General features: G+C 57.4%; 17 protein-coding genes. 2 read left to right on the forward strand and 15 right to left on the reverse strand.

The genetic code is table 11. The features are described 5' to 3' along the window. Positions 1-25: 25 nt before the first annotated feature. The 11 genes from B7E11_RS12730 to B7E11_RS29540 form a co-directional block, all read right to left on the reverse strand. Positions 26-1066: a LacI family DNA-binding transcriptional regulator gene (locus B7E11_RS12730; RefSeq protein ID WP_080834866.1), complete on the reverse strand. Its 1041-nt coding sequence runs from the start codon at positions 1064-1066 to the stop codon at positions 26-28. Between the two features lie 320 nt (positions 1067-1386). Continuing rightward, positions 1387-7995 carry an NHL domain-containing protein gene (locus B7E11_RS28930; RefSeq protein ID WP_139787165.1) on the reverse strand — a complete coding sequence of 2203 codons (6609 nt, stop codon included), beginning with the start codon at positions 7993-7995 and terminating at the stop codon, positions 1387-1389. A 328-nt stretch (positions 7996-8323) separates the two neighbouring features. Next, a complete protein-coding gene (gene bshB2 / locus B7E11_RS12770; protein WP_080834868.1) occupies positions 8324-8977 on the reverse strand; it encodes a bacillithiol biosynthesis deacetylase BshB2 in 654 nt (217 codons plus the stop codon). Between the two features lie 21 nt (positions 8978-8998). Beyond that, positions 8999-9343, reverse strand: a complete 345-nt coding sequence (locus B7E11_RS12775; RefSeq protein ID WP_080834870.1) for a YojF family protein — start codon at positions 9341-9343, stop codon at positions 8999-9001. Positions 9344-9486: 143 nt separating this feature from the next. Beyond that, positions 9487-11190 (reverse strand): hypothetical protein, encoded by a 1704-nt coding sequence (locus B7E11_RS12780; protein ID WP_240353289.1) that lies wholly within the window; start codon positions 11188-11190, stop codon positions 9487-9489. Between the two features lie 18 nt (positions 11191-11208). Beyond that, on the reverse strand, positions 11209-12390 hold the full coding sequence (locus tag B7E11_RS12785; RefSeq protein WP_240353288.1) for an MFS transporter: 1182 nt from the start codon (positions 12388-12390) through the stop codon (positions 11209-11211). Positions 12391-12434: 44 nt separating this feature from the next. Beyond that, positions 12435-13307 carry a carbohydrate ABC transporter permease gene (locus B7E11_RS12790; RefSeq protein WP_080834876.1) on the reverse strand — a complete coding sequence of 291 codons (873 nt, stop codon included), beginning with the start codon at positions 13305-13307 and terminating at the stop codon, positions 12435-12437. A gap of 54 nt (positions 13308-13361) precedes the next feature. Beyond that, entirely contained in the window at positions 13362-14264 is a 903-nt protein-coding gene (locus B7E11_RS12795; RefSeq protein WP_080834878.1) for an ABC transporter permease, read from the reverse strand. 69 nt (positions 14265-14333) lie between these two features. Continuing rightward, on the reverse strand, positions 14334-15950 hold the full coding sequence (locus B7E11_RS12800; RefSeq protein ID WP_080834880.1) for an extracellular solute-binding protein: 1617 nt from the start codon (positions 15948-15950) through the stop codon (positions 14334-14336). A gap of 264 nt (positions 15951-16214) precedes the next feature. Continuing rightward, positions 16215-18452, reverse strand: coding sequence for a cache domain-containing protein (locus tag B7E11_RS12805; protein WP_080834882.1), 2238 nt, complete (start codon positions 18450-18452; stop codon positions 16215-16217). A gap of 193 nt (positions 18453-18645) precedes the next feature. Next, positions 18646-18822, reverse strand: coding sequence for a hypothetical protein (locus B7E11_RS29540; RefSeq protein WP_176220721.1), 177 nt, complete (start codon positions 18820-18822; stop codon positions 18646-18648). 197 nt (positions 18823-19019) lie between these two features. Between B7E11_RS29540 and B7E11_RS12810 the strand changes: the two genes are divergently transcribed. Then, positions 19020-19784 (forward strand): YheC/YheD family protein, encoded by a 765-nt coding sequence (locus B7E11_RS12810; protein WP_245809696.1) that lies wholly within the window; start codon positions 19020-19022, stop codon positions 19782-19784. A 26-nt stretch (positions 19785-19810) separates the two neighbouring features. Here B7E11_RS12810 and B7E11_RS12815 read toward each other — a convergent pair whose 3' ends face one another. From B7E11_RS12815 to B7E11_RS12825, 3 genes are all read right to left on the reverse strand, one after another. Continuing rightward, a complete protein-coding gene (locus B7E11_RS12815; RefSeq protein ID WP_245809697.1) occupies positions 19811-22939 on the reverse strand; it encodes a hybrid sensor histidine kinase/response regulator in 3129 nt (1042 codons plus the stop codon). A 135-nt stretch (positions 22940-23074) separates the two neighbouring features. Continuing rightward, positions 23075-23413 carry a thioredoxin family protein gene (locus B7E11_RS12820; RefSeq protein ID WP_080834884.1) on the reverse strand — a complete coding sequence of 113 codons (339 nt, stop codon included), beginning with the start codon at positions 23411-23413 and terminating at the stop codon, positions 23075-23077. Further along, positions 23410-23787: a MerR family transcriptional regulator gene (locus tag B7E11_RS12825; RefSeq protein ID WP_080834886.1), complete on the reverse strand. Its 378-nt coding sequence runs from the start codon at positions 23785-23787 to the stop codon at positions 23410-23412. The genes B7E11_RS12820 and B7E11_RS12825 overlap by 4 nt, the downstream gene beginning before the upstream one ends. Positions 23788-23973: 186 nt before the next feature. Between B7E11_RS12825 and B7E11_RS12830 the strand changes: the two genes are divergently transcribed. Beyond that, entirely contained in the window at positions 23974-24441 is a 468-nt protein-coding gene (locus tag B7E11_RS12830; RefSeq protein ID WP_080834888.1) for an Lrp/AsnC family transcriptional regulator, read from the forward strand. On the opposite strand, the gene B7E11_RS12835 is transcribed toward B7E11_RS12830, so the two are convergent. Beyond that, on the reverse strand, positions 24389-25633 hold the full coding sequence (locus tag B7E11_RS12835) for an MFS transporter (RefSeq protein ID WP_281256498.1): 1245 nt from the start codon (positions 25631-25633) through the stop codon (positions 24389-24391). The genes B7E11_RS12830 and B7E11_RS12835 overlap by 53 nt on opposite strands. Positions 25634-25721 lie beyond the last annotated feature (88 nt).

Raw genomic sequence — 25721 nt, forward strand, 5'->3', positions numbered from 1 at the left:
GTCGTGCTTGGCCGGGCTTGCCGCCTCAGGAAGGCTGCGGCGGTTTTCCCGTCGTTTCGCGGACTTTCAGTTCGACCGGCAACACCACCTTTCGGGACAGGACGGGCTCGCCCTCGATTTGATCGGTCAGCAGCCGGATCGCCGCCAGCCCTTTTTGCGCGATATTTTGCGAAATCGTCGTCAGCGAAGGCGACGTATACCCCGACATAAACAAATCGTCGAAGCCGATGACGGACAGGTCCTCCGGCACGCTGCGGCCGAGCTCCCGCAGCCCTTTGAGCAGTCCCATCGCGCTGATGTCGGAAAACGAAAAAATCGCCGTGACGTCCTTCGCGCCGGCGAGCCACTCCGCCGTCCGGTACCCGCCCTCCAACGACGTGGGGAACCGGATCATCAGCTCGGGATCGTACGGAAGGCCGGCCTCCTCAAGCGCCATCCGGTAGCCGAGCCACCGTTCCTGCAGCACGCCGTACCGGTGGATCTGCTCCAGGACGACGTCGCCGATCAGCACCGCGATGCGCGTATGCCCGAGCTCCAGCAGATGCTGCGTCGCCAGCAGCCCGCCGAGCCGGTCGTCCAGAATGACCTGGAACCGCTTCGGATCGCGCAGATAGCCGTCCACGAACACGCAAGGAACGCCGGTTTCGAGCAATTTGCCGATCGCCTCCGACGACTCGCCGACGCCGATGACGATGAGGCCGTCGAGCTTGCGCTCCTTGACGAACGAAAACGATTCGCCCGCTTCGTCGATGCCCGCGAGGATGATATGAAAATCGCGGTCCCGGGCCCCTTCTTCGATGCCGGCGAGCAAATCCCAGTAAAACGGATTGTCCTGCAGCCGCCCCGGCTTTACGGTCGGAATGACGAGGCCGATCAGGCGGGACTGGTTCGTTTTCAGATTGCGGGCGAGCAGATTGGGCGTGTAGCCGAGTCGGTCGATAATTTGCCGCACCCGCTCGACGGTCTGGGCCGAAACGCGTCCCTTGCCGTTCACTACGTTGGACACGGTCGCAATGGAAACGTTCGCTTCCTTGGCTACGTCGATCAGATTGATTTCTTGTTTCATCAGGCTCTCCATTGCAATACATTAAACGTTTAATCAGTATCTACAACAATTGATTAAACCTTTAACCGAAGAATAACATGCCGGAGCTTTAAGCGTCAAGACGTCGGGGAAAATAATGTTTGCGCTTTCTTGTTCTCGCAAGAACGCCGTCCTCGCGGGGGAAGGCTCGAAACCGATGTCGGGATTAAACGTTTTATTCGCCGATCGGTTGACAATTTTCGCAGGGGAACGTTAGCTCCGAGCCTTTGTTCGCAACAAAAAAAAGAAGGCAGAGGGCTGCCTTCGAGTGTACGTTAATTGATGCTCTGATTATCTTATTTTTAAATCAAATCGGCCTGTTTAAGCAAACGTTGAATCATGACGGCGACTTCCGCTCGGGTCATATTGGCTTTTGGCGCCAACCGCATGCCGCTCTGACCGGTTACAATCCCGGATGCGACACTCATCGCCATGCCTTCCTGCGCCCAGTCCGCCACTGCCGCGGCGTCGGCGAACGCCTGCAACGAAATTCCCGGCGCCGCGGACGGATCCGGCGTTTGCAAGCCGGCGAGCTTCATCGCTTTAGCCAAGACCGCCGTCGCCTGCTCCCTCGTTATTTTGTCCGTCGGACGGAAAGTGCCATCCTCGAAGCCGTCGATCAAGCCGTAAGCGTAAGCCGTTTGAACGGCAGAAGCGTACCACCGGGAATCTCCCACGTCCGTAAAGGGAACACGTTCAACGGCATCGCTCAATCCAAGAGCGCGAACGAGTATCGCCGCGAATTCGGCGCGCGTAATATCGTTTCCGGGATGGAAACCGCCGTCTTCGGAACCCTCGACGACAAGGCGCGATCCCAAATCGTTTGCCGCGTCCCGGGCCCAATGGCCGGAAACGTCCGCGAATTCGAGCGGGTTCCAGATCACCGTATACATGCTATTGGTCAGGCTATTGATGACCGCAAAATACTTGCCGTCGATCTGCACGACCCGCGTCGGTACATGGGCGAAAGTTCCGTCAGCCCGGAGTACGACCCCGGTCGTTATTCGATCCGGATCGACATCGCCCGGAATCGCGATCATTCTCTCGACATAGCCGTTAAATTGATGGACGTCGTATTCCTTGCCGCCGTAAACGGCCGTAATTTTGAAATCGACGACCGGCGCAACGATTTGCGCGTTTTCTCCATCCGTTATGAAAACGGCTTGATCGCTCGGCACATTCGAGATCTCGATGCGAATCCGAATCTCTTCCAGCGCCGGATCGGACCCGATTCGGGAGACAAGATCGTCGACGTTTACTTGGCTGGCCGGCAACAAGTATCCCGCGGTTTCCGTTTTGATTTCAAGCACGGCGTTCCGGGCTTCCATGTTCTTGACCAACCGGGCGTTCAGCTCTCCGACAACCGAGTCGGATCCGTTGCTTACCGGAATTTGGACGACATAACCTTCGCCTTCTTTGTCAAGCTGCTCGTTCAGCTTCTGTTCGTCCAGCGTGACAACGGTGATCTTCTTGTTTTCTTCCGTCGTCATTTTTGCCGTTGCCGCATCGATCTTCTCCGTGCCGTTAACGAAGATGACGATTCCGTTGTTGTCCGTCGGCTCCGCGGCTCCGGAGCCGCCGGTGTTTCCGGCCGAAGGTTGCGGAACCGGGACGGGAATCGGATTCGATTGTCCAATGTCGCTGTCGGCCACGGCAATATCCGCCCAGCCGATGATTTTGCCGTCGCTGCTTACTTCGACCACGTAAATGTGCTGACCGCTCGCTACCGGAATGTCGGCGTTCAAGACCAAGTCGGCTGCATAGCCGAGAGCGGCTGCATCCGCTCCGAATGTCGGCCGCGAATGCGCCCCTGCTTCGCCGACGATATATTTCAGCGCATGATCCGAAGCTGCCGCCGGCAAAACCGTCGCTTGCGTCGTGCCCGCCACGCTGCCCGGGCTCCATCCGAAGCCGGTCAGCTCGGGCGCCGGTTGCGGGTCGGTGCCCGGGTCAGTGCCCGGGTCGGTGCCCGGATCCGTTCCCGGATCGGTGCCCGGGTCGGTGCCCGGATCCGTTCCCGGATCGGTGCCCGGATCGGTGCCCGGATCGGTGCCCGGGTCGGTGCCCGGGTCGGTGCCCGGATCGGTGCCCGGGTCGGTGCCCGGGTCGGTTCCCGGATCGGTGCCCGGGTCAGTGCCCGGGTCGGTGCCCGGGTCAGTGCCCGGGTCGGTGCCCGGGTCGGTTCCCGGATCAGTGCCCGGATCCGTTCCCGGGTCGGTGCCCGGATCCGTTCCCGGATCGGTGCCTGGATCCGTTCCCGGATCGGTGCCCGGGTCAGTGCCCGGGTCAGTTCCCGGATCCGTTCCCGGATCGGTGCCCGGGTCAGTTCCCGGGTCCGGCTGCGCAATGTGGTCATCCGCAACGGCGATATCCGCCCAGCCGACAATGTTTCCGTCTGCATCCGCCTCGACCACGAATATATGTTGACCGCTCGTTACCGGAATGTCGGCGTTCAAGTTCAAGTCGGCGACGTAGCCGAGAGCGGCTGCATCCGCGCCGACGGCCGGACGCTCATACGCTCCCGCCGCGCCGACGACGTACTTCAGCGTATGGCCGGCGCCTGCCGTCGGCAGTGCGATCGCTTGCGTTGTACCCGCCTCGCTGCCCGGGCTCCATCCAAAGCCCGTCAGCTCCGGCGCCGGCTGCGGAGGCTGCGCAATGCGGTCATCCGCAACAGCGATATCCGCCCAGCCGACGATGTTTCCGTCTGCATCCGCTTCGACGGCAAAGATATGCTGGCCGCTCGTTACCGGAATGTCGGCGTTCAAGCTCAAGTCGGCGACGTAGCCGAGAGCGGCGGCATCCGCGCCAACGGCCGGACGCTCATATGCTCCCGCAGCGCCGACGACGTACTTCAGCGTATGGCCGGCGCCCACCGTCGGCAATGCCGTCACTTGCGTCGTACCTACCTCGCTGCCCGGGTCCCACCCGAAGCCCGTCAGCTCCGGAGCCGGAGCCGGCGTAGCGGAAATCGTCAGATTTTTGAAGTACGCGTAGTGATTGGCGTCCAGCGCCATGACGCGAATGGAAAATACGGACGCTTCCTCGCCGATCGTCGTTTTCGTCTTCAGCTTCGCGCCGTCGATCTCGAACTTTGCGTTATCCTCTCCGCCGATCCCGCCGACGAGACTATAAACGATCGGGGCAGCCGGATCTCCGGCCGACACCGAAAGCGTTCCGACTTCCGTCCCCGCGCCGGTTCCGGCTACGAGCTCCGCATTTTCCAGAACAACCTCTTGTACGCGCCCTTTTGCCTTGAAGGCAGGATACGAACCCGCGATAAGCTCCCAAATATCGGAACTCCAGAACGAGTAGGTGCCAGGGTCAAGCATATCTTGGGTGGATAAGCCGGTTCCTCCGCCGCCGCTGACCGAAATGCCGCTTGCTTCCGTGTCCCAGTACGAGTCGGACGCCAACGAATTTGACGCGAAGGCGACAAGCCCGCCGACGTTGCTGCCGCTCATGCTTACGGTCGAATAACTGTTCGAAATGGCAACGGTCGAGGGTTGGTCCGAATAGCTGATATAGGCAAGCCCTCCTCCGTTATTGCCGACAATCGTCCCCGAAGCGAAGCTGTCGCCGATGAATCCGGCGTTATATCCGGCGAGGCCGCCTTTCATGCTCGGGCCGCTAAGTTCGGCGGATGCGCTGCTGCGAAGCACGTCTCCGTTCGTATACCCGACAAGGCCCCCCAACCTTGCGTTCGGCTGGCTGGCCCTCAGCGTTCCCGAGACGCCGCTGTCCATAATCGTTCCGCGTTGAAGCCAGCCGACAAGGCCCCCTGCGTTGTTATTCCCGCTGTTGACGTTTGTTGCCGTTATATCTGCGTCGGCAAGAGTCAAATGATAGATCGTACCGAAAAACCGGCCGAACAGTCCGACATGCTCCTCGTCCGAAACGATTTTCAGGTTGGATATCGTATGTCCGTTGCCGTTGAAAGAAGCGACGGAACCGAGCGGCAACCAGTACGCCCCGTCGTTGTAACCGGGACCGCCGACCGCCAAATAATCCGACAGGTCGATATCGTTCATGAGAATAAAATGCTTGTCCGCGTTCGCGGAACCGATGCCCGCGAGCTCTTCGGCCGTCGAAATTTGATACGGATCGGTTTCGGTGCCGCTTCCGATCCAATGGACGGCGGACCTCGTCGTCAGCTCCAGCTTTACCGGAGGCGATTGAAGATTCGGCGTTGCGACCGCGTCTTCGGCCGTCACATAAACGTCGTAGTCGGTACCGGCTAACAGACCGGCGATCTTGACCGCGACTTCCTCTCCCGCTGCCATCGGGGCGGTTCCTTTCCGGTTCGAGTCGACGGTATTGCCTTCCGCGTCGCTTCCCGCTCTGACTTGCTCGGCGCTCGGAGCCTGCGAGCCTTTCGGAACTGCGACATAATACACAACGCCAGCCTCGTCCGTTTTTACCTTTACGGTTGCCGACGTATCCGTCACCGTCCCCAGCCTCGGGTAACCGGGCTCATAGGCGGGAGCGTCCACATCCGAAGCGATATTCTCGGCTTCTACGGTCACGTCCGTCCATGCCTGGATGTTCCCGTCCGCATCCGTCTCGACGACATAAATATGCTGTCCCTCGCTGACGGCAATATCGTCGTTTACCATCAATTCATCCTGATAGCCAAGCGCAGCGGCATCCTCTCCGGCCATCGGGCGCGTCTTATCGCCGGGGCCGCCGACAACGTATTTTAATGTATTTCCGACCGGAATCGTCGGCACGGCCGTCGCTTGCGTCGTGCCCAGCCCGCTTCCGGGTCCCCAGACGATGCCTGACAACTCGAGAGCGGCCTGGGGCAAACGGATTTGGCGAATCAGGAAGTTACTGTAATCCGCAATCGCAAGATTTCCGTTGCGATCGAACGCCAGCGCCTGCGGATAACTCAGTTGGGCTGCTGCCGGAGGACCGTTGTCCCCGGAATAACCCGCTGTTCCGATCCCCGCCACCGTATGAATGATGCCCTCGGCATCGACCATCCGAATTCGGTGGTTGTTTCCGTCCGCGATGTAGACATTGCCGTCGGAATCGACAGCCATTCCGTACGGATAATTCAGGAGTGCCTGCTTGGCCGATGCGCCGTCCCCCGCATAGCCGGAGCCGCCGGTCCCCGCAAATTTGCTTATTTTTCCGTCGGCGTCCACTTTGTGTATACGTCCGTAAAACGTTTCGACGATATAAAGGTTCCCGTCGTCAACGGCGATTTTGTTCGGCATGACGGACACGGATGTCGCCTCGGCCCCGTCGGTGAAATTGGAGTTGTATCCACCGTCCCCCGCCACGGTCGTAATGATTCCTTGGCCGTTCACCTTGCGGACCCTCTGGTTCCCGTTATCCGCGATATACAGATCGTTTCCATCCACGGCGATTCCGGTCGGACTGGATAGCTGGGCATCCAGGGCCGCTCCCTCGTCCCCCGAAAATCCGAAGGTCCCGTTCCCCGCAACGGTTGTAATGGTTCCGAGAGTGTCCACTTTGCGAATTCGCCGGTTTTGGGTATCCGCAATATAGACATTTCCATCCCCGTCGACAGTCACGTCCGACGGAAAATTCAATTGCGCCGAAGCCGCCGAACCCCCGTCGCCATCAAAGCCGGCCGTTCCCGTCCCCGCGAACGTTACGATATTTCCGAAAGGATCGACTTTGAGAACCCGGTTGTTCTGGGTTTCGGCAATATAAAGATTGCCGGCGCCATCGAATGCGATGGCCGAAGGCGTGTACAATTCGGCCTGCGAGGCCGGACCGTCGGCGGCAAATCTCGCACTGCCGTTCCCTGCGATTGTCGAAATTAACCCCGAATCGCTCACCATCCGGACCCGGTTGTTGTTCCCATCCGCGATATAAAGATTGTTGCTGCCGTCTATCGCAATTCCTTGCGGGTAATTCAGTTGAGCCGACGCGGCGGGTCCGTTGTCTCCCGAATAGCCGTAAGCTCCCGTTCCCGCTGCCGTAGAAATAATGCCGGTAGATAAATTCACCTTGCGCACCCTGTTGGCGTTATAGTCCGAAATATACAGATAGCCCGAGCTGTAAACCAGCTTGCCGGGACTGGATAATTTCGCCGATGTCGCCGGTCCGTTATCCCCGGAGTCCCCATAAGTTCCGGCGACACCTGCAATTGTCGTAATCGTTCCCGACGGAGTGACTTTCCGAACCACTTTATTGTTCATATCGGCGATATAGAGATTGCCGGCGTCATCGAACGCCACCCCGTTCGGCGAATTCAACCTGGCCGTCGTAGCCGGTCCGTTGTCTCCCGAAAAGCCGGACGTTCCGGTACCCGCCACGGTCGTGATCGTACCGGTGACGGCATCCACTTTTCGCACCCGATGGTTGCCGCTATCCGCGATGTAAAGATTGCCCTCGGCGTCGATCGCAATTCCCTGAGGGGATATTCTGGCCTCCGTTGCCGGACCGTCGTCGCCCGAATAACCGTATTGACCGATTCCGGCCACGGTCGTGATCGTGCCGTCGGTCGCGATCTTCCGAACGCGGTAGTCGTTCATGCCTGCGACATACAGATTGCCGTCGGCGTCGACCGCAAGCGAAGACGGGCTCTGCAAACGTGCAGACGCGGCAGGCCCGCCGTCGCCGGTAACGCCCGCGAATCCGATGCCGGCCACCACCGATTCGATTCCGGTCGATTTGTCGATTCGCCGGATGACATGATTGGTCCGGTCCGCAACATAAACGTACGAACCGAATACGGCTACTCCGATCGGCGTTTGACCGATATCCACCGCCGCTCTGTCCGGGCCTATGCCGCTTCCCGCCAAAGTAACGATCACCGCGCTGCTATCGGCGTATGCCCGGCCACCCTGAAGCGGCGGCCAGATCCCGATGGCCAACACAAGAGCCAATAATGCGGCAATGGTTTTCATCCCTTTTTTTCCAAATACGATCATTCCAGTCTCTGCCTCGCCTTCGATGTGTAGTTAACTGCGAATTCGCTTGGATACGGAACTAGGCAGAAGAACCTATTCCTTTTGGACAGGGGGTACATCCATAGACCCAAACATGTCGAAAATTTTAACTTATCGCGCTTAACAAACGCTTAACAACAAAAAAAGAGGCAACCGCGAAAGGCTCAACCGGTGCCCCCACCAAAAAAAGGCAGCAATCTGCCTTCGGGAATATGCCTTAGCTTGTATTCCGTTGTCGTACTCGGCATTATCCTCCTGAAAAGTCCGAAAAAAATCGCCGGCAAGCCGGCGATGGGAAAGAAGCGAAGCGTCAGCCGAACCGGTACGTCCAGAAACGCTCCGTCCCGAACCGCTCTTGCAATTCGATTTCGTTGTCGTCGCTTCCCGACAGCTCGGGAACCTGGAATTGCGAGGCGTGCGCACGGACGGAGGCGATTTTTTGCTTCACGAAGTCTTTGACGTCGTGGCGGACGTCGGGTTTGCCGATCGCTTCCTCGTGGTTTTTGGAAAAGGCCATGCAGAGAACGGCCGGCCGCTTCTCTTCCGTCAGCTTTGCGACGGTGCGGACGACCGCGGCGCCGCAGGCGTCATGGTCGGGATGGACGCTGTAGCCCGGATAAAACGTATAGACGACCGAAGGCTGCAGCTCGTTCAGCAAACCTTCGATGCTGCCGTCGAGCAGCTCCCGTTCCTCGAATTCGATCGTTTTATCGTGAAAGCCGAGCAGCCTCAAATCCTGAATGCCGATCGCCCGGCACGAAGCTTCCAGCTCCGCCTTCCGAATGTCCGGCAGCGTCAGCCGATTGGCGAACGGGGGAAAGCCCATGTTCCGGCCCATCTCGCCCAACGTCAGGCAGGCATACGTGACATGATCCCCGTCCCGCACATGCCTCGCGAGCGTTCCCGACAGTCCGAAGGCTTCGTCGTCCGGATGCGGCAGTACCACAAGTATGTTTTGTTTCATCGCGTTCTCGTCTCCTCTCCTTTAGAAGGGCTGCGGGCTCAAATGCAAAGCGACGACCAGCTTGCCTTGACTGTCGTGCCCGGCCAAAATCAGTCGCTCCGCCTCGGTTTCTTCATAGTGGGTCAGCCCTTCGGAATAGACCCAGCCCGACTCCGTCTTCAACCCGACCCGATAAGGCCCGTTGCCGGAAATCGATCCGTGGAAATACCGAACGGCGGCATTCGTGATGAAGGTAGCGGCCGGATGCCGGGTGCTATCGAAATGGGCGGCATAGGCGCCCGACGTCATTTCAAGGTGAAGGTAAAGCTCCTTGTTTTTCAAGCGGTCGAGTCTTTGCTGAATTTCCGTTGGCTGAATGGGCAGCATGCCGGTCCCTCCTCGCGGTTCATTTTAGGAATATCCACATTATATGCCTCCGTTCCCTATCATTCAATTCATTGCTTGCCCTTTCTGTGCCGTGAAACAAAAACGCCGCCCATCCGATTGGCGGCGGGCGGCGTCTATTCCGGTTATAGGCGCGCGGTCTCCAGTTGAAGCTCGAAGCGCAAACGGCTCCATGCGTCCGGGCCCGAACGGCAGGGATAAACGATCTCCAGCCGGCCGCCGTTCATGCGGACGGCCGGCTGCGGGGCTTCGGCCGATACGATGCAGGACAGTCCCGGAAACGACCAGCGGTCTTCCGATATTTGCGCCGGCTCCAGACAGGGGCCCGACACCTCGAAGAACACCTCTATCTCCTCGTCCGACCGGACGCAAATTTCGGCTTCGAGCCGCCGTTCCGCCGCCTTCGCTTCGAACGTGACGCCCCGCAGGTGCCGGCTCCATTGCTCACCCTTCGCCCTCCGGAGCAGCCGCAAGGAATAGCGTTCCCCGCTCTCCGTCCGCCAGTGAATCGTGGCCGGATGCAGCTGGCCGCTCGTATTCCGGCTGCCCGACATCGCCCCGATCATCAAATCGCGGCCGATCCAGGCTTCGGCACGGCAAAGATGGGTATTGGCGCCGGGCTTGTCCCGCTCGCACAGTTCCCGAAACGACTTCCGAATATGGCGTTCTCCGCCGAATTCCCGCAGCCGCGGCAGGACGTCTTCGGGAACGTCGACACCGACTAGCGCGATAAGCGGGTCGTGGCTTGTCTCGCAGTTGACAACGGCCAAATGCCGGCACGACTCGCCCAGCGCCAGATAAAGGAAGACGCCGAGAGAGCTGTGCTCCTTCATTTCCATATCGTAGGCCCGGGAGAACGGGCCCGCCACGTTTTCAAGACCGGGGTGGTAAAAATCCGCGAGGTTTCGCCACAGGCCGCTCTCCAGCTTTTTGCCGGCGCTTCGGAACGATTCCGTTCGCGCATGCTCCCTCCACATCCCGAGGACCGTCAGGTCCACGCCGTAGTATGTCGTGGAATTGAACTCGGGGAACGAATCGAATTCGCGGTATGCCGCGAGCAGCCGTTCCGCTTCCCGTTCCGCGTGTTCGATCCAGGCCTCGTCACGATAGCGGTGCCCGTAATAATGGACGATAAACGCGTGCATCAGCTCGATGTTCGTATTCATCGGGATCGATTGGGACAGGCGGCGAGCAAGGGAAGCGCCGACGGCTTTGCCCATCGCCCCGTCGATCCGGGCGACCAAACCGGGCGGGAGCTCCGCCTCGAACCGGTCCAGCAGCAATGCGAATGTACATGCGATGAATTCGCGCCAATTCGGGTCGTAGCTCTCCCAAACGGGCGGAAGCACTTCGTTTACTGCATGGCGGAAGCCGTCGCGAACGGCAGGCTCCGCTTCGCCTGTCAGCAGGCCCGGCAGCGCCCGGCCGATATTCGCGGCGAAGCGCCGGAATACCGCTTCCATCGTCGTATGAATGGAATAGGCGATGCCCGGCGGAAACGTCCCCCAGGCCATATGACCGGCCGGGGGAACCGGCGCTTCGGGCGATACCCGGAACGTGCCGTGATAGATTTCATCCGGCGCGTCGAGTTGCATATCCAGCACCCGTTGCAGGATGGCGCTGGCTTTTTCCCGATCTCCGGGTTCGCCGCGAATAAGCAGCCCCAGCGCGTAATGGGCGCTGCTTCGGGTCGACAGCTCTCCCCCCTCCGTCTCTCGCACCAGCGACGCCTGTTCGTCGTAGTTCCGGTCCATCACCCGCATCGCTTGCCTAACCAGAAATTCCCGTTCCGGCGGCATTGGCGACCATGGGGTTATCGTTGCCTTCATTTTTCGTACGTCTCCTCTCTAGCCATCCCTTTGCATTTCGCCGGATTCCGAGGCACGGGAGCTCCGCTTCGATCCGGTGCCTTTGACAATGACGGCCAGAAGCGCCGCCCCGCATGCCGCGCTGATCGTACACGCCGCGTTCATCAGCGACGGACCGCCCGCTTCCAGCAGAAAGCCGTTGAGCAGGTTGCCCGCCATGCCCGCCATGCCGACGAAAACCATGCTGAACGCGCTTTGTCCCGTCGCCTGCATGCCGGCGGGCACCAGCCGCGCCACATATTCCACAGCGGCGACGTAAAACAACCCGAAGGAAAGTCCCTGAAGCACTTGAACCCCCACCATGACCGAGGGAACGGGCAGCAAATATTGGATCGCCCATCGGGCGATATAAGCCATCGCCCCGATCATCATCGTTTTCTCCAACCCGAGCCGCCCGATGACGGCCGAAGCCAAAAACATCGACGGCACGTTCGAAATCGCCGCGATCATCAGCGCCGTCCCGGCCCATTCGCTGCTCCCGCCGGCATGCTGGAAGACGATCACGAAATAGGTGTTGAACGCCGTCAACGTCTGGTTGATCAGGAAGCAGGCGCTTAAGAACAGCGCCGCTTCCCTGTTCTTCAGCAGAAACGAAATGCCGCCCGACAACGAACGATTGGCGACACTGACGGCCCCCTGCTTCGGCAAAACGCAAACCGCCGCGATCCCGACGCAGCTTAACAGAAAAAACGGCACAACCAGGCTGCTTGGGGCATAAGTCGAAACGAACAGGCCCGCCCCGTAGCCGCCCAGCGCGTTTCCGATACTTTGAAAGCAGCGGATCGTACCGTAGGACGAACCGGCCGCTCGAGCCGCCGGCACCGCATAAGCGTCGCTGATCGGAGCCTGCGGCGCCGTAAACGTCACGACCGTCATGTAGGCGGCGATCATGACGGGAATGGACGGAGCCTGATACAGCAGAGAAAGAGCGGCCGGCACCGCCAGACTCAACAGCAGAATAGGCTTCGTCAACCGGTAGCGGTCCGCCAGCCGCCCCCAGAACAATTGCGCCGCAACGATCAGGACGGACGAGCAGGCCATGATAAGGCCGACGGCGGAATCGCCGAGCCCGCTTTCCTTGAAAATCGTTCCGATATAGGGGTTCAAAAGTCCGCCGGCAAGACCGGTCGCCAAGTAAAAGAACCGCAGCTTCAACAGCAAATAAGGAAATCTTCGCGCAGTTGACGCGGCAAGCGGATTGCCCATTATCCTTTCACGGCCCCGATCATGACTCCGTTCACGAAATACCGCTGCAGCCAAGGATAAACGAGCAAAATCGGAACCGTCGCGAAAATGACGCTCGCCGCCTTCAGTCCTTCCGGCAGAACCTGATACATGCCCGCCCCCTCCATCCGAAGCAGCTCGCTGGACTGGCTGATATTAATAATCTGATACAGCTTTAACTGAAGCGGATACAGCTCCGGCTTCGTAATATACATCAGCGTATCCTGGAACCCGTTCCAGCGGCCCACGGCGTAGAACAGGCTGAGCGTTGCGATGACGGGCATCGACAAGGGCAGCACAATCCGGAATAACGCGTTAAAATGCGAGCTGCCGTCAATTTCGGCCGCTTCCTCCAGACTTTCCGGGATTCCCTTTAAAAACGAGATCATAATGATCAGATAGAAAGGGCTGATCAGTCCCGGCAGCACCAGCGCCCACATCGTATTCAGCAATTCCAGATTCCGGATCAGAATGTATTCGGGAATCATGCCTCCGCTGAAAAACATCGTGATCATGACAACAACCATCAAAAACTTGCGCCCTTTAAGCTTCGACTTCGATAATGGATAAGCGGCCGCCACCGTCGCGATCATGCAGAGCGCCGTCGTGACGACCGTCAGCATGACGGTAAATCCCAACGATTGCAGCATCGACGGGTCCGTGAACACTCGTTTGTAGGCCTCGAACGTCAGCTCTATGGGATACAGCGTAACCTCGCCCGACATGATGGCGCGGGAGGAGCTGAGGGAAATCGCGATAATATGCAGAAACGGTGCCGCGCACAGCAACACGGCCGCGGCGATGAGAACGACGTTGGAGGTGTCGAAAATCCGGTTTGCCGTTCGTTCGCTCATGATTGCACTTCCTTCCGAATTACACGCGTTAAACGCGGATAAATTTAAACGAAGTCATAGAACGCTTTCGTCCGTCAATTTTTTAGACAAGAAGTTGGCGCCCAATACGAATACGAGGCCGACGACCGCCTGAAACAGGCCGACGACGGTCGCCAGCGTGTACTGGCCCGATTCGAGACCGACCCGATAAACGAACGTGCTCAGAACGTCGGAGTAATCCCGCACCGCCAGATTGCCGATGACGTACGGCCGTTCGAAACCGATCGTAATGATGTGGCCGAGGTTGATAATAAGGAGCGTTGCGATCGTCGTTTTAAGTCCCGGCAGCGTAATGTGCCAAATGCGCTTAAACCGCCCGGCGCCGTCCACCTCCGCGGCCTCGAACAGCTCGCGGTTAATGCCCGTAAGAGCGGCCAAATACAGGATCGTCCCCCAGCCCGCGCTCTGCCAGACGCCCGTCAACAAATACGTAATCAGCCACTTGTTTTTTTCCGTCAGAAAAGGAACCGCCTCGAACCCAAGGCCGGCGAGAACGTTGTTGATCATGCCGGATTGCGTGCCGAATACCTGGTAGACGATGCCGCCGATAATCACCCAGGAAATAAAGTGCGGAACGTACAAAATCGTCTGGGAAAGCTTGCGGAACCAGGAGGATTTCAACTCGTACAGCATGATCGCCAAAACAAGCGGAGCCGGAAACGAAACGAGAAGATCCAAAAAGTTCAGCATCAGCGTATTGCGCAGCGTCTGGTAAAACTCTTGGTTGCGAAACACTTCCCGAAAAGCTTCGAGACCGATCCATTCGCTTCCCGTAATTCCCTGAAAGAGATTGAAGTCTTTGAACGCGATCTGGATGCCGTACATCGGACCGTACTTGAACACGATAAAATAAACGAGCGGCAGCGCCAGCAGCGCATACAGCTGCCAGTACCTGCTTGCATACACGGACGCTCTCATCGGGGTCCTCCTTAGCCTGTTGATAACGGGCGGAACCGAAAGGCCCCGCCCTAAACGCGGCCGATCCGTTTACGGGTTCATTTCTTTGTAAACTCCGGTCCGTTCGTCCAAAATCGCTTGACCGCCGCTCGCCATATATTCCTTCATCAGGCTGTCAAACGTAGCGTCGAATTTATCCGTGCCGATCATTGTCGTGTTGACGATCATTTCATTGTATTTGTCCGTCAATACGCTTCCGTACTTCGATTCGGCCTCGATCGGACGGGACAGCACGATTTGGTCGAGCTTGTCCGTATTCGAAATGTCGACGGATTTTCGCATGTCTTCGTGATATTCCTTGGGCGTTTGGCGAATGTAGGCTTCGTTGTTTTGCTCGGTTTCGCCGATATACTTGCCGTTTACGATGATCGCCATATCCCCGTAGTTGAACAGGCGATCCTTGATTTCTTGCGCGGCATCCGCGTTCAGCACCGGAATCCCGTCTTCGAGCGTATAGTTCTCTCCCTCCACGCCATTTTGCATGAAAAACAAATTGTCGCCGGAAGCCATCCAATCCAAATATTTGATCGCCTCGACCGCGCGTTCGCTGGATTTCGGAATCATGATATACATGGCGTTAGGCGCATATCCCGGCTTCGGATGCTTGCCCTCGGAATTCGAAAACGGATCGATTGGCGTCATGACGGCTCCGGGCACGTTCGTTTGCAGGTTTTTGTACGTGCCGTTGTAGTCGAAGTACAGTTCTCCCGCATCCTCGGAAAAGGCGCCGACAAGTCCGTTCTGGACGTCCTGCCACAGCTGTTTTTTGTCCTTGTCGAGCGCGAAATCCTTACTGATCAAGCCTTCGTTGTACAGCTTGTTCATAAACCGCAGCGCTTCCTTGAAACCCGGCAGCAGAACGGGATAGTCGCTGGAGCCCAGCTTTTGCGTCAGCGTGTATTTCTGTTCCTCGGTCAACGGCTCGATAAAGGACCAGATGAGCGATTCGAACTGGGCCGGAGCGACCGACATCCCGAGCGGAATGACCTTGCCGCCGGTGTTGCCCGGGTCCTGCTCCTTGAACGCCTTTAAAACCGCATACAGCTCATCCGTCGTCTGCGGGACGGAAAGACCGAGTTGATCGAGCCAATCCTGTCGAATGTACGACGAGTATTTGCCAAGAACGAGACGGCGGCCCGGGATAGCCAATTGTTGCCCGTCGATCTGGCCGTATTTCAACGTATCCTCGCCCAGGAACGCTTTCAGGTTGGGACCGTGCTCGTCAAGCGTCTCCGTCAGGTCCATCAAGCCGCCTTGGGACGCATATCTTTGAAACGTGCCGGAATCGTACGTAAACACGATGTCGGGCACGTCGTTGGTGCTGGCCATCAGAACGTTCAGCTTCTGGACTTCTTCGGATCTCGCAACCGGCACATATTGCACTTCGATATTGTTCGGGTCCCCGAAATTCTCCTGAACGTACCGGGTCAAGTAATTGTCCGTGACGCTAAGTCCGGAAGGCGCGTTTCCGCGGTCGAACACCTCGACCTTTAAGGCGACTTTCTCTTGGGAAGAAGCATTGCCGCTTGCCGAGCCGCTGTCCGATGAATTCGAGCATGCCGCGAGGATCGCCGTGAGCCCGATTGCCGTCGCCAACAGCGCCGACCTGATCTTGCCGTACCCGCGTCTTTGGTACCTTCTCTCCATTTCTCTTCAGCCCCTATCCGATTTTTTGCGTTCCGGCGCCTGCCGGGAACGAGTCCAGTATGTCATCCCGTTCTCGCCGCAGACAATAAACTTGTTTTCCGCCAATAAACCTTAGCCCCGTTTTTTGCGTCATGATTTATGACACTGAAAATCGCGAATAAACTGTTTTTCAGAATTTGCAATGTAAGGTTTATGTAATAGAAATCCCTAGGAAAGAAGCGGCCGAGCCCGCTTGAGCGGGCGGCCGCTTCCGTTCCGGATCGTTCAGACATGTTTCTTCCGGTAATCCCCGGGCGTAACGCCGACGACTCTTTTAAACATGCGGCCGAACGTAATCGCATTGGAATATCCGACTTGCTGAGCGATGTCCTGTTGCCCTAAATCCGTTTCCGTCAACAGCCGTTTTGCCTTTTCAATACGCAGCCGGAGCAGGACGTCCACGAAATTTTCGCCGAACGCGTCTTTGAACAGTTGACTGACGTTTTTTCCGTTCATGCCGAACCGGTCGCTTAGGTGCTTCAGAGAAAGATCCGGGTCGTCAAAATGCTCCTCGATGTAAGTGCGCATCCCCACCGCGACGGCCTGAAAACTGTTGGTTTCGAACACCTTGACGTAAGCCCGGTACGCTTCGTTCAACGCTTCGGTCAGGTTCGCTTCCAGACTGTCCAGCGAAGAGCTTTCGGTCACCATCGCTTCGACGTCGAGCCGGATCCAGGCTTGCCGCATCGTCTCGGACGCCAGAACCTCGTTCCCGGTTTCTTTTTTAAGCAGCTTTTCCAGCGCGGCCAAAATCATATGGATTTGCATATCGTTTAACCGGTAAGTCCGAAAATCGTTAAACAGTCCGGCTAGCTGATCCCTCCACCCGTCGTGTACAAGGCGGAACGCCTTTGCCATTTCCGCGATCCGGACCCAGTAGGAATGTGCATCTTCTGCCGAACCGCCGACCCGTTCTTCCGCAACGATCAATGTCTCGCCGCCGGTCAGCTTGTAGCCAAGCGCCGCGGTAGCGGAAGCGTATGAAACGGGAAGATCTTCCCACGATGCGACCGGAACCCCTTGCGCAAACACGAAACGGATTCCGAAGTTCTCTTCGACCCACTGCCGGCAGGCCGCCACCTTAGGGAGAAGCGTTTCCTTCGCGCTTTTCCCCTCCTCCATCCGGCAAATGACGCCCAGCCTGCCCCCGCTTATCCACTCGCACCAGGCGCGCATGGACGAATTGTCCAAAAAGTCGTGCACGATGCTTTGCACGGCGAGGCGCAGCATAGCCTGATCCTGCGGCTTTCCTTCCCCCAGGAAGGCTTCATGACCGAGCTCCGCCACGATGACGCCTTTGTCGGCAGGGCATTCGTCGTCCCTATACGGCAAAGGAATCGTTTCCTCCCAATCCGTTTCCGCAACGACTCCCGTACCTTCGACCAAATCCATGAAAAACTGCCTGCGCTTCGTAATCAGATGCTCCCGTCTTCCTTCCTCGTAATGCCGGGATTGGTCGATCAGATCCTCCAGGGCCTGTCCGATAAAGGAAAGGTCGTCCACCTTGCGATCGTCCGGCAAGGAGTTCAGTTGTATCGATTCCAGCTTGTTCATCATCATCTGGATCGGGCGGTAGTTCCGTTTCGAAATGTAAATTACGTATCCGAGGCTGAGCCCGATGACGGCACAACCGATCGCCACCCATATGTAGGAAATCAGTGAAAACCATCCGAAGAACTGCCCTTGCTTGATGCCGCTGCGGATCGTCCATGCGGTATCGGGCACTTCGATTTCCGCAAGCTGCTTGACTCCACCGCCTTTCCGGCCGTTTTCCCCTTCCTCGTCCGTCGACATGACGAGTTGCCCCGCCGTGTCCACGACATCCAGGTAGCTGATCTTCGTATCGGCAATATCGCCGATGTAGCTTCGCAGCTCCCTTACGTCCGCGTTAATGACGGCTACGCCCTTGTCGCCGAAAGGAACGGGAAGCTGCTTGACGAGGGAGATGACCCGGGCGGGAGAAGAGACGAACCTGTCCTGGAGCCAGCGCGTTTCCGACCAACGGTCCGTCGTATGCCGTTCGTCTTCGAGTACCTTTCGGAGGAAAGCCGTGTCGCCGAACGAATCGAGGGTCGTTTTGCCGTTGGGCCATATAATCAGGCCGTCCTTCGCGCGGTACAAATAAATCGAATGGATGACCGGATTCCCTTCAATCAGGGAACGAAGCGAGGCAGCTGCATTGTAGAGGAGGAGGCTTTCATCGTGTCCGGCGAGTCCGGGCGCTTCGGCAAACGTTGCGATGCTTTCGTTTTTGTTCAGCTCTTTGAGAACGGCGTTCTCGATATCGTCAAGCGACCGGACCATCGTATCCGCAACGTAGTCGGCAGACATTCGGTTCGCCTTCTCCGTTTCTTTCCGCGAAATATCGGAAATGACGACCAGACCGAGCAGTACGATCACGGTGATCGTAAGTAAAAAAATAGGAAAGTAGGAAAGCAGCTGTTTCTTGTACCAGTTGTTCACGAAATACTTCCCCCCCGTGCGAGATTACCCATGATCATACTTGAACTTTTCACGTCTGACAATAAAATTGTTACAATTAATGTTAACTATATTTACACAACGAGCACACTGCTCCCCATCGCCAGACGTACATTTTGAATGCAAAAAAAAAAATGAAGCTCGTCTATGGAGCTTCATCCTTTCTGCAGTTCGCTTAAACGCCCGTGCGCCGCTTTTGATTGTTTTGCACTTTGTGGATTTGCGTCTTCATTTTTTTCGTTTCCGTGCGGTAGCCGGCTTGTTCGCCCCGTGCTTTCTGCTGCGCCGCCTTTTTCTTCTCAAGCAGACGCTTCATCGCTTCGGACTGGCTCGGCTTTTTTCGGTCGTCCATCCGACCGCCCCTCCTCTGATCTTTTCGAATCGCTGCCTTCATTATAGCGCTTTTTTCGATCGGGATGGAATTTTCCCGAATGTTCCTGCTTCCTTTCCAAACGCAGATTCCGCCCGGCCGCGATTTAGGCTTGGGCGCTAGACAGGAGCACGGCCGGTTCTCCGTATCCGCTCATACGCTAGGGCGAGAGAGGAGAGATGGACGGCTTGAAATACAAAAGCACATCCATTAAGAGCAAATGGACGAAAACGAAATGGCTGCTCAGAAGCGAAAGCCTGCGCAAATACGTCCCCCATACGCAGCTCTTCAGCCGAAGCGCCCTTAGCGGCATGCTTGCTCAGTATTCCACTGTCTATTTCAAGCCTACCGGCGGAACGGGCGGCTTCAACATCGTTCGCATCACGAAGAAGGAAAACGGCTACCAGATTCAGCACAATGCGAAAAAAAACCGGTTTCCCACCTTCGACGCCCTGTACGAACATTTGAAAAAACGGACGGGCGGCAGCTCTTATTTGCTGCAAAAGGGAATCAAGCTTGCCGTAACGGAGGGCAGGCCGTTCGATATTCGCGTCATGGTGCAGAAAACGAACGGCGGCGATTGGAAGAGCACGGCGTTGTTCACGAAAATCGGCCGTAAAGGCAAGGTCGCGACGAACTACAACCAAGGCGGAAAAATCGGCTTTTTCCAGCCTACCCTGTCGGGCGCGGGGTACGGCCAGGCGAGCATCGAGCATAAAGAAAACGAACTGAAACGGCTTGGCGAATCCGTCGGCCGCCTGTTCGACGGGCATCTGACGGGGTTCCGGGAGCTCGGGCTGGACGTCGCGCTGGATCGCGAAGGCCGGGCCTGGATTTTGGAAGTGAACACGCGGCCGCAATTTTATCCGTTGAAGGACATGAAGGACAAACGATTGTATCGCAAAATCATCTCCTACGCCAAGCAGTACGGGAGGAAAAAATAACGGCGTCGAGGGAGCCGGACGATCGGTCAAACGCTGCGGAAAACGTTGAACGATACCGAAGTCCCGAAGTCCGGCTCGCTTTTGATCCGAAGTCCTTTTCCATAATGTCTTTTCAGCCTAAGATCCGTATTAAGCAGGCCGACTCCGGACTGGACGTCCGATCGTTTTTCCAGGAGGCCGTGCAGGGTCGCTTCGTCCATTCCGACGCCGTCGTCTTCGACCGCCACTTCCGCATAACCGCCGAAGTTCGCGATCCGGATCGTGATCGTTCCGCCCCGCGAACGCTTCAGAATGCCGTGTCGGACGGAATTTTCGACCAGCGGCTGGATCGTCAGCAGCGGAATTCGGATATCTTTGCAATCTTCCTCGTCGATTTCCCAAACGATCCGAAGCCGATCCTCGAACCGCTCTTGCTCGATATACAGGTAGGAGCGGACAATGCTTAGCTCCTCTTCGACCGGGACGAGCTCGTGCATATTTTTCAACTTGTATTTGTCCCTCAAAAAATCCCCGAAAACTTTCAGCAATTTGCGCATCCGATCCAAATCGATTTCGCTCAGCGCCGAAACGGCGTTTAACGTGTTGAATAAAAAATGCGGCTGAATTTGCGCCTGAAGCCAGGCCGCCTCCATGAGCAGCCGCTCGCGCATCGCTTGTTTGACTTCGGTCAACGCCTTGACACGCGACCGGATTTCCGACGCATCCACCGGTTTTGCCGCGTAATCGTTCGCGCCCGAGCGGAACCCGCATTCGATGTCCTCGGGCCGGCCGCGCGCCGTAAGAAGCAGAACGGGCAGCTCCGTAAGCGAAAACCGCGCGCGAATCGCGCGCGTCAATTCATAGCCGGACATATGCGGCATCATGACATCCGCAATGACCAGATCCCATTCCTTGTCGTCCAGGGCGGCCAACGCCTGCGCGCCGCTCGCGACCGTCGCGACGTCATAGTCTTCGGACGAAAGAAGCGTTTCGATCACCTTCAGGTTGACGGGATCGTCGTCGACCGCCAGAATCCGGGGCCGGTCGGCGAGGATGTACGGCGGACGTTCGGCGACCTTGCCGGAAGGCTCCGGCGGCCAAGGCCGAGCGGCGGCGGCCGACGCTTCCGCCATGGCGGCTTCCGCGGACGCCGCTGCGTTTGCCGGTTCTTCTTCCGCATCGGACCGTTCGGCAAGCGGCAGCGAAAAAACGAACTCCGATCCTTGACCGGGGACGGAGCGAACCCGCAGTTCCCCGCCGTGCAATGCCGCCAGCTGTTTGCTGATGCCGAGACCGAGGCCGAAGCCCCCCTCGATCATCCTCTTGCCGGAGTCTCCCTGCTCGTAAGGCTCGAACGCGCGGCGCGCCATTTCCTCGTCCATGCCTATCCCCGTATCCGTTACGGAAATGTAAGCCCGACCGTTTTCCACGTAGGATCCGATCGCGATTTCGCCTTCGGCCGTGAACTTCAGCGCGTTGTGCAGCAGGTTGAACAAAATTTGGACGATTCGGTTCTCGTCGGCATTCACTTGCGGGAAGCGTTCGGGAATCCGAACCGTCAGCCGTACGGCTTTTCCCTCCGCCATAAAACGAAGCATATCCATTACGCCGACGGCGATGGGCCGTACGGAGATCGAACGAATTTGCAGACGGGGGGCGTTTTCCTTCAGACTCATCGCATCCAGCAGATCGTTCAGCATAAAGGACATTCTTCTTCCGACATTCAGCACGGTTTCCAGGTCTTTGGCGCTTTGCCCGCCGAGCGACCGCTCCCGTTCCAGAACGCCTTGCGAGAGATTGAGTATGCTGTGAAGCGGATTGCGCAATTCATGCGACGTATTGGCCAGGAATTCGTCCTTCCGTTTGTCCGCGCTCTGCAGCTTGGCGGCGAGCATTTTCGTTTCGGCATGAACCTGAAAATAGCCCCTGAACCAGACGGAAGCGAAGCAGGCGATCGACACGATGAGATCGAACGGGTAATAGACGGTTTTGATGCCGGTCGCAAGATGAATGCCCCACCAGCCGAAATGGCTGTTGAACGCAACCAGAGACAGAAGCAGCAGTACGTTTTCTTTTAATTCCTTGATGGAAGTAAAAAGCACGGACAAGCCGGACGCCGCGATTCCGACCCCCATGATCAGCGCATAGGCCGGCTGCGCCGTCACCAAATGCCGGACGGGCAAAAGCAGCGACAGGAAGGCGGCCCCGGCGCACAAGGCGGAATAAATCGGGATGAATTTTCGCCAGCCTTCGGGCTGCAGGTGGCGGGTGCTTTGGAGCAAACCGTAACCTACGGCGACCATAGAGAAATGGACCAGCTTGAATCCCCATTCGTAATCGATCGGGGTCCAGTACGACAACAGTTTTTCTTCGGAACCGAGCAGGTGCATCAGCGTCGCGCTGACGAGAAGCAGGGAAAAATAAATCAGCTTTCGGTCCCGGTTTCCGACGAAAAACAAAATAAACGCATAGACGGCATGCAGCAAAAAAACGACAGCGACCAGTTGCTGCATGGAAACCGACAGCTGGGTCTCCCGGGCGATCGCTTCCTCCGCCCCGAACTTGATCGAACGCACGATGCCGCCGTCGCGGGGGTCGGCATAATTCGCCGCCTGAATGACGACTTCAATTTCGCCGCTGCCGTTCGGCGCGAACGAAGAAGTGTACGGGATGTTATACGGAACAAACTCCCGTGCGCTCTCGGCGGGCTCTCCAGACTTGGCCAGCAGACGGCCGTCGACGTATAACGCCGACGCACTGCGGACGCTCGGAATGCGGATGCTGTAGGTTGCCTCGCTTTCCGGATCGACGAGAATGCGCAAACGATAGGATCCGTAGCCGTAAGGCGTCTCTTCTCCCGGCCGCAAGGAGGCGTTCCAGGCGCCGGGGACCTGGATGGCGGAAGGTTGGCCCTGATCGGATGCCGCCGTCGGATCGTCGCCGTCCATCAGCCAAACGTGCGGATAAAATTCCCACTCTCCGTCCAGCGTAACGGTGCGGCCCGCGCCGGCATCCCAGTTCCGCAAATCCAGCAGTCCGTTCGCCGCATGCGGCTGGTCCTCGTGATGAAACCAGCCGATCCATATGAGTCTTAAGCCCGCGAGAAGGATCAGAAATAACCCCAATATCGCGAGCGTCTTCCATTTGGCGGAAATTCGGGTCCGTTCGGTCGGCAAGTGTCAGGCTCCTTCATTTCAACCTTCAAGAGAAGGCAAAATTCCAGCTCTTGCAAGCTATGAAAAGTATAGCTTATGCAAGTTGCCAAGTTCAATTGCCGCGCGGTTCGTTTTCCGCGATTTTCGCTCGACGGGTCAGCCGGCGTCCGTTTCCCCGCTTCGATACCTGGCCAACGCCGTTTGATAGACGCTCTTGGGCCGGAGTCCGACAAATTTGTCCGCCGGTTCGCCGCGATGAAACACGATGACGGTCGGCATCGACATCACGCCGTACGCCGAAGCGAGCTCCGGCGATTCGTCGCAATCGACTTGCAATATCGCCGCCCGGCCTCCTTCTTCTCGGTCCATCTCCTCCAGAATAGGCAGCAAAACTTTGCAGGGAGGGCACCACTCCGCGCCGAATTCGACCAGCGTCACTTCGTTTTCCCGAACGGCGCTTTGAAAGGTTGAAGCGTCGACCGTTTGCAGGCTCATGTTTTTTCCTCCGTTTCGGCCTGCTGCCGCTCCTCCAAAATCGACCGGATGCGATCCTCCAAATTCGACTTGATGTTCTGCAGCAGGCGGATTTGGGTTTCGATCTCTTCGAGCTTTTGGCGATAAACCGGGAGCACTTCGCTGCAGAACGCTTCCTTGTTTTTCAACACGCAGTTCAAAAAGCCGGCGATCTGCTCCGTCGTCAACCCGAGATTGAGGTACAGCTGAATCGTCCGCACTTGTTCTTCCGCAAACGGCGAATAATCCCGGTAGCCGTTCCCGCTCCGAACCGGCGTCAATAGCCCTTGCTCCTCATAATAGCGCAGCGAACGAACGCTCGCCCCGGTGCGCGCCGCGAGCTCTCCGATTTTCATGTTTATCGCCTCCGCTAGATCGATCGCCTTCATTGTAAACCCTGACATTAATGTGAGGGTCAAGCGATGATTTTCATGTTGATTGCTTCGCAGGCTTTCATTTAAAATTAATTCAAATTCAATGATTTGCTTAAATAACAAAATTAATAAAATCTAAATGCCTTTAATTAATAGGAGGAATTGCATATGGATCAAATCGACAGACAAATTCTGTTCCATCTTCAGAATCAGGCGAGAATTTCCATGACGGAGCTGGGCAAAGCCGTGAACCTGTCCCAGCCCGCCGTAACGGAACGAGTGAAACGGTTGGAGGAAAAAGGAATGATCGAGGAATATCGGACGATCGTCTCTCCGGAAAAAATCGGAAAATCCACCGCTGCCTATTTCCTCTTCCGAACCCGCGATTGCACGGCGTTTGTCGATTTTGTCCGCGCGTCTCCCTATGTCGTCGAATGTCACCGCATAAGCGGGGAACATAATTATTTGGTAAAGGTCATGACCGACTCTATACGCTCTCTGGAAGAGTTCGGGAACGAGTGCGACAAATACGGAACGTATACGACCTTGATCGTCATGTCGTCTCCCGTCGATTATAAACCTCTTATTCCGACTCCGGAAGAAGCGTCGGACCTTCCCCGCGCTTCCTTGAAGTGAACCTGCGTACGTTGATCCGCCAGGCAGCAAGGAGCGCAAGAAGCGTCAGCAGCAGCAAGGCCCAAGGCAAGGAACCCGCATCCATCGTTTCGAGCATGACGGCGCCGATAAAGCCGCCCCCGCCGATGGCCAAATTCCAGGCCGTGACGAGCATCGATTGGCCGACATCCGCATGCTCGCCGGCGGTTTCGGCCATCGCCGTCTGCAGCAGCGTCCCCGCTCCGCCGAACGTCAGTCCCCATAAGGCAACCGCCAAATAAATCAACGCGGGCTGACCGGCGGCAACGCCAAGCAGCAGGGAAGCCAAAGCGAATCCGGCAAGGCTGACCAATACCATTTTATGCTGCATGCGGTCGATCCACATCCCGACAATCCAAATCCCGACGATCGATGCAAGACCGAAAATAAGCAGCGTCAAGTCGACGCGGCCGGCAAGCCCCGCCCGGGCAAGGTAAGGCGCTATATACGTGTATAAAATATTGTGGGCCAGCACCCAGAGCAGGACGACCGCCAATACGGGACGCACGCCCTTCATCATGAAAATAGTGCGTAGAGAGGTTCTTCCGGCGGCTTGCTGTCCGGGATACTCCGGCATCTTCCGGACGATCCAGACAATCAACAGCACGGTAATCAGCGACATGATCCCGAAAACGGCGCGCCACCCCGCAAGACCGCCGAGGAAGGTCCCTGCGGGAACGCCGAGCGCCATGGCAAGAGGAGAACCGACCATAGACACCGCCAGAGCCCGTCCTTTGAGGGCATCCGGCACCATCCGGCGGGCATAGCCTGCCGCCATCCCCCACAGGACGCCGCCGGACACGCCGGCAAAGAAACGGGCAGCCAGCGTCAGCGCAAAATCGGAGGACATGGCGGTAACGCTGTTGAACGCGAGAAAACCGGTCATCGTAACCAGCAGCAGCCGGCGCCGCGGCCAGCCGCGCGTAGCGGCGGTCACGGGAATCGCGGCCATTAGGGACCCCAGAGCGTACGACGTGACAAGCTGGCCGGCAAGAGCTTCCGAAATGCCGAGCCCTTCGCTTAGTTGAGGCAGCAATCCGGCGGGAATCGTCTCGGTAAAAATGCAGATAAATGCGGCCATGGCGAGCGCAAGCAACCCGCCCCAGGGAAGGCGGTCGCAAGAAGCGGCAATGGCGGTGGCGGTTTGTGCGGGAAAATGGTTGCGTCTATTCAATTTCAAAACATCTCCTGTTCGGTTGAAAATCGTTGGCTTCAACCGCCGATCGGATTCGGTTGAGGAATTTAAGTTTACAAAATAAATT

It is taken from the genome of Cohnella massiliensis (genome assembly GCF_900169535.1).
In the GTDB taxonomy this organism is placed as follows: domain Bacteria; phylum Bacillota; class Bacilli; order Paenibacillales; family Paenibacillaceae; genus Cohnella; species Cohnella algarum.

Coding starts and splice junctions, on each gene's coding strand:
- B7E11_RS12730 (WP_080834866.1), bottom strand. CDS start 1,066: ATGAAACAAGAAATCAATCTGATCGACGTAGCCAAGGAAGCGAACGTT.
- B7E11_RS28930 (WP_139787165.1), bottom strand. CDS start 7,995: ATGATCGTATTTGGAAAAAAAGGGATGAAAACCATTGCCGCATTATTG.
- bshB2 (WP_080834868.1), bottom strand. CDS start 8,977: ATGAAACAAAACATACTTGTGGTACTGCCGCATCCGGACGACGAAGCC.
- B7E11_RS12775 (WP_080834870.1), bottom strand. CDS start 9,343: ATGCTGCCCATTCAGCCAACGGAAATTCAGCAAAGACTCGACCGCTTG.
- B7E11_RS12780 (WP_240353289.1), bottom strand. CDS start 11,190: ATGAAGGCAACGATAACCCCATGGTCGCCAATGCCGCCGGAACGGGAA.
- B7E11_RS12790 (WP_080834876.1), bottom strand. CDS start 13,307: ATGAGCGAACGAACGGCAAACCGGATTTTCGACACCTCCAACGTCGTT.
- B7E11_RS12795 (WP_080834878.1), bottom strand. CDS start 14,264: ATGAGAGCGTCCGTGTATGCAAGCAGGTACTGGCAGCTGTATGCGCTG.
- B7E11_RS12800 (WP_080834880.1), bottom strand. CDS start 15,950: ATGGAGAGAAGGTACCAAAGACGCGGGTACGGCAAGATCAGGTCGGCG.
- B7E11_RS29540 (WP_176220721.1), bottom strand. CDS start 18,822: ATGGACGACCGAAAAAAGCCGAGCCAGTCCGAAGCGATGAAGCGTCTG.
- B7E11_RS12810 (WP_245809696.1), top strand. CDS start 19,020: ATGGACGGCTTGAAATACAAAAGCACATCCATTAAGAGCAAATGGACG.
- B7E11_RS12820 (WP_080834884.1), bottom strand. CDS start 23,413: ATGAGCCTGCAAACGGTCGACGCTTCAACCTTTCAAAGCGCCGTTCGG.
- B7E11_RS12825 (WP_080834886.1), bottom strand. CDS start 23,787: ATGAAAATCGGAGAGCTCGCGGCGCGCACCGGGGCGAGCGTTCGTTCG.
- B7E11_RS12830 (WP_080834888.1), top strand. CDS start 23,974: ATGGATCAAATCGACAGACAAATTCTGTTCCATCTTCAGAATCAGGCG.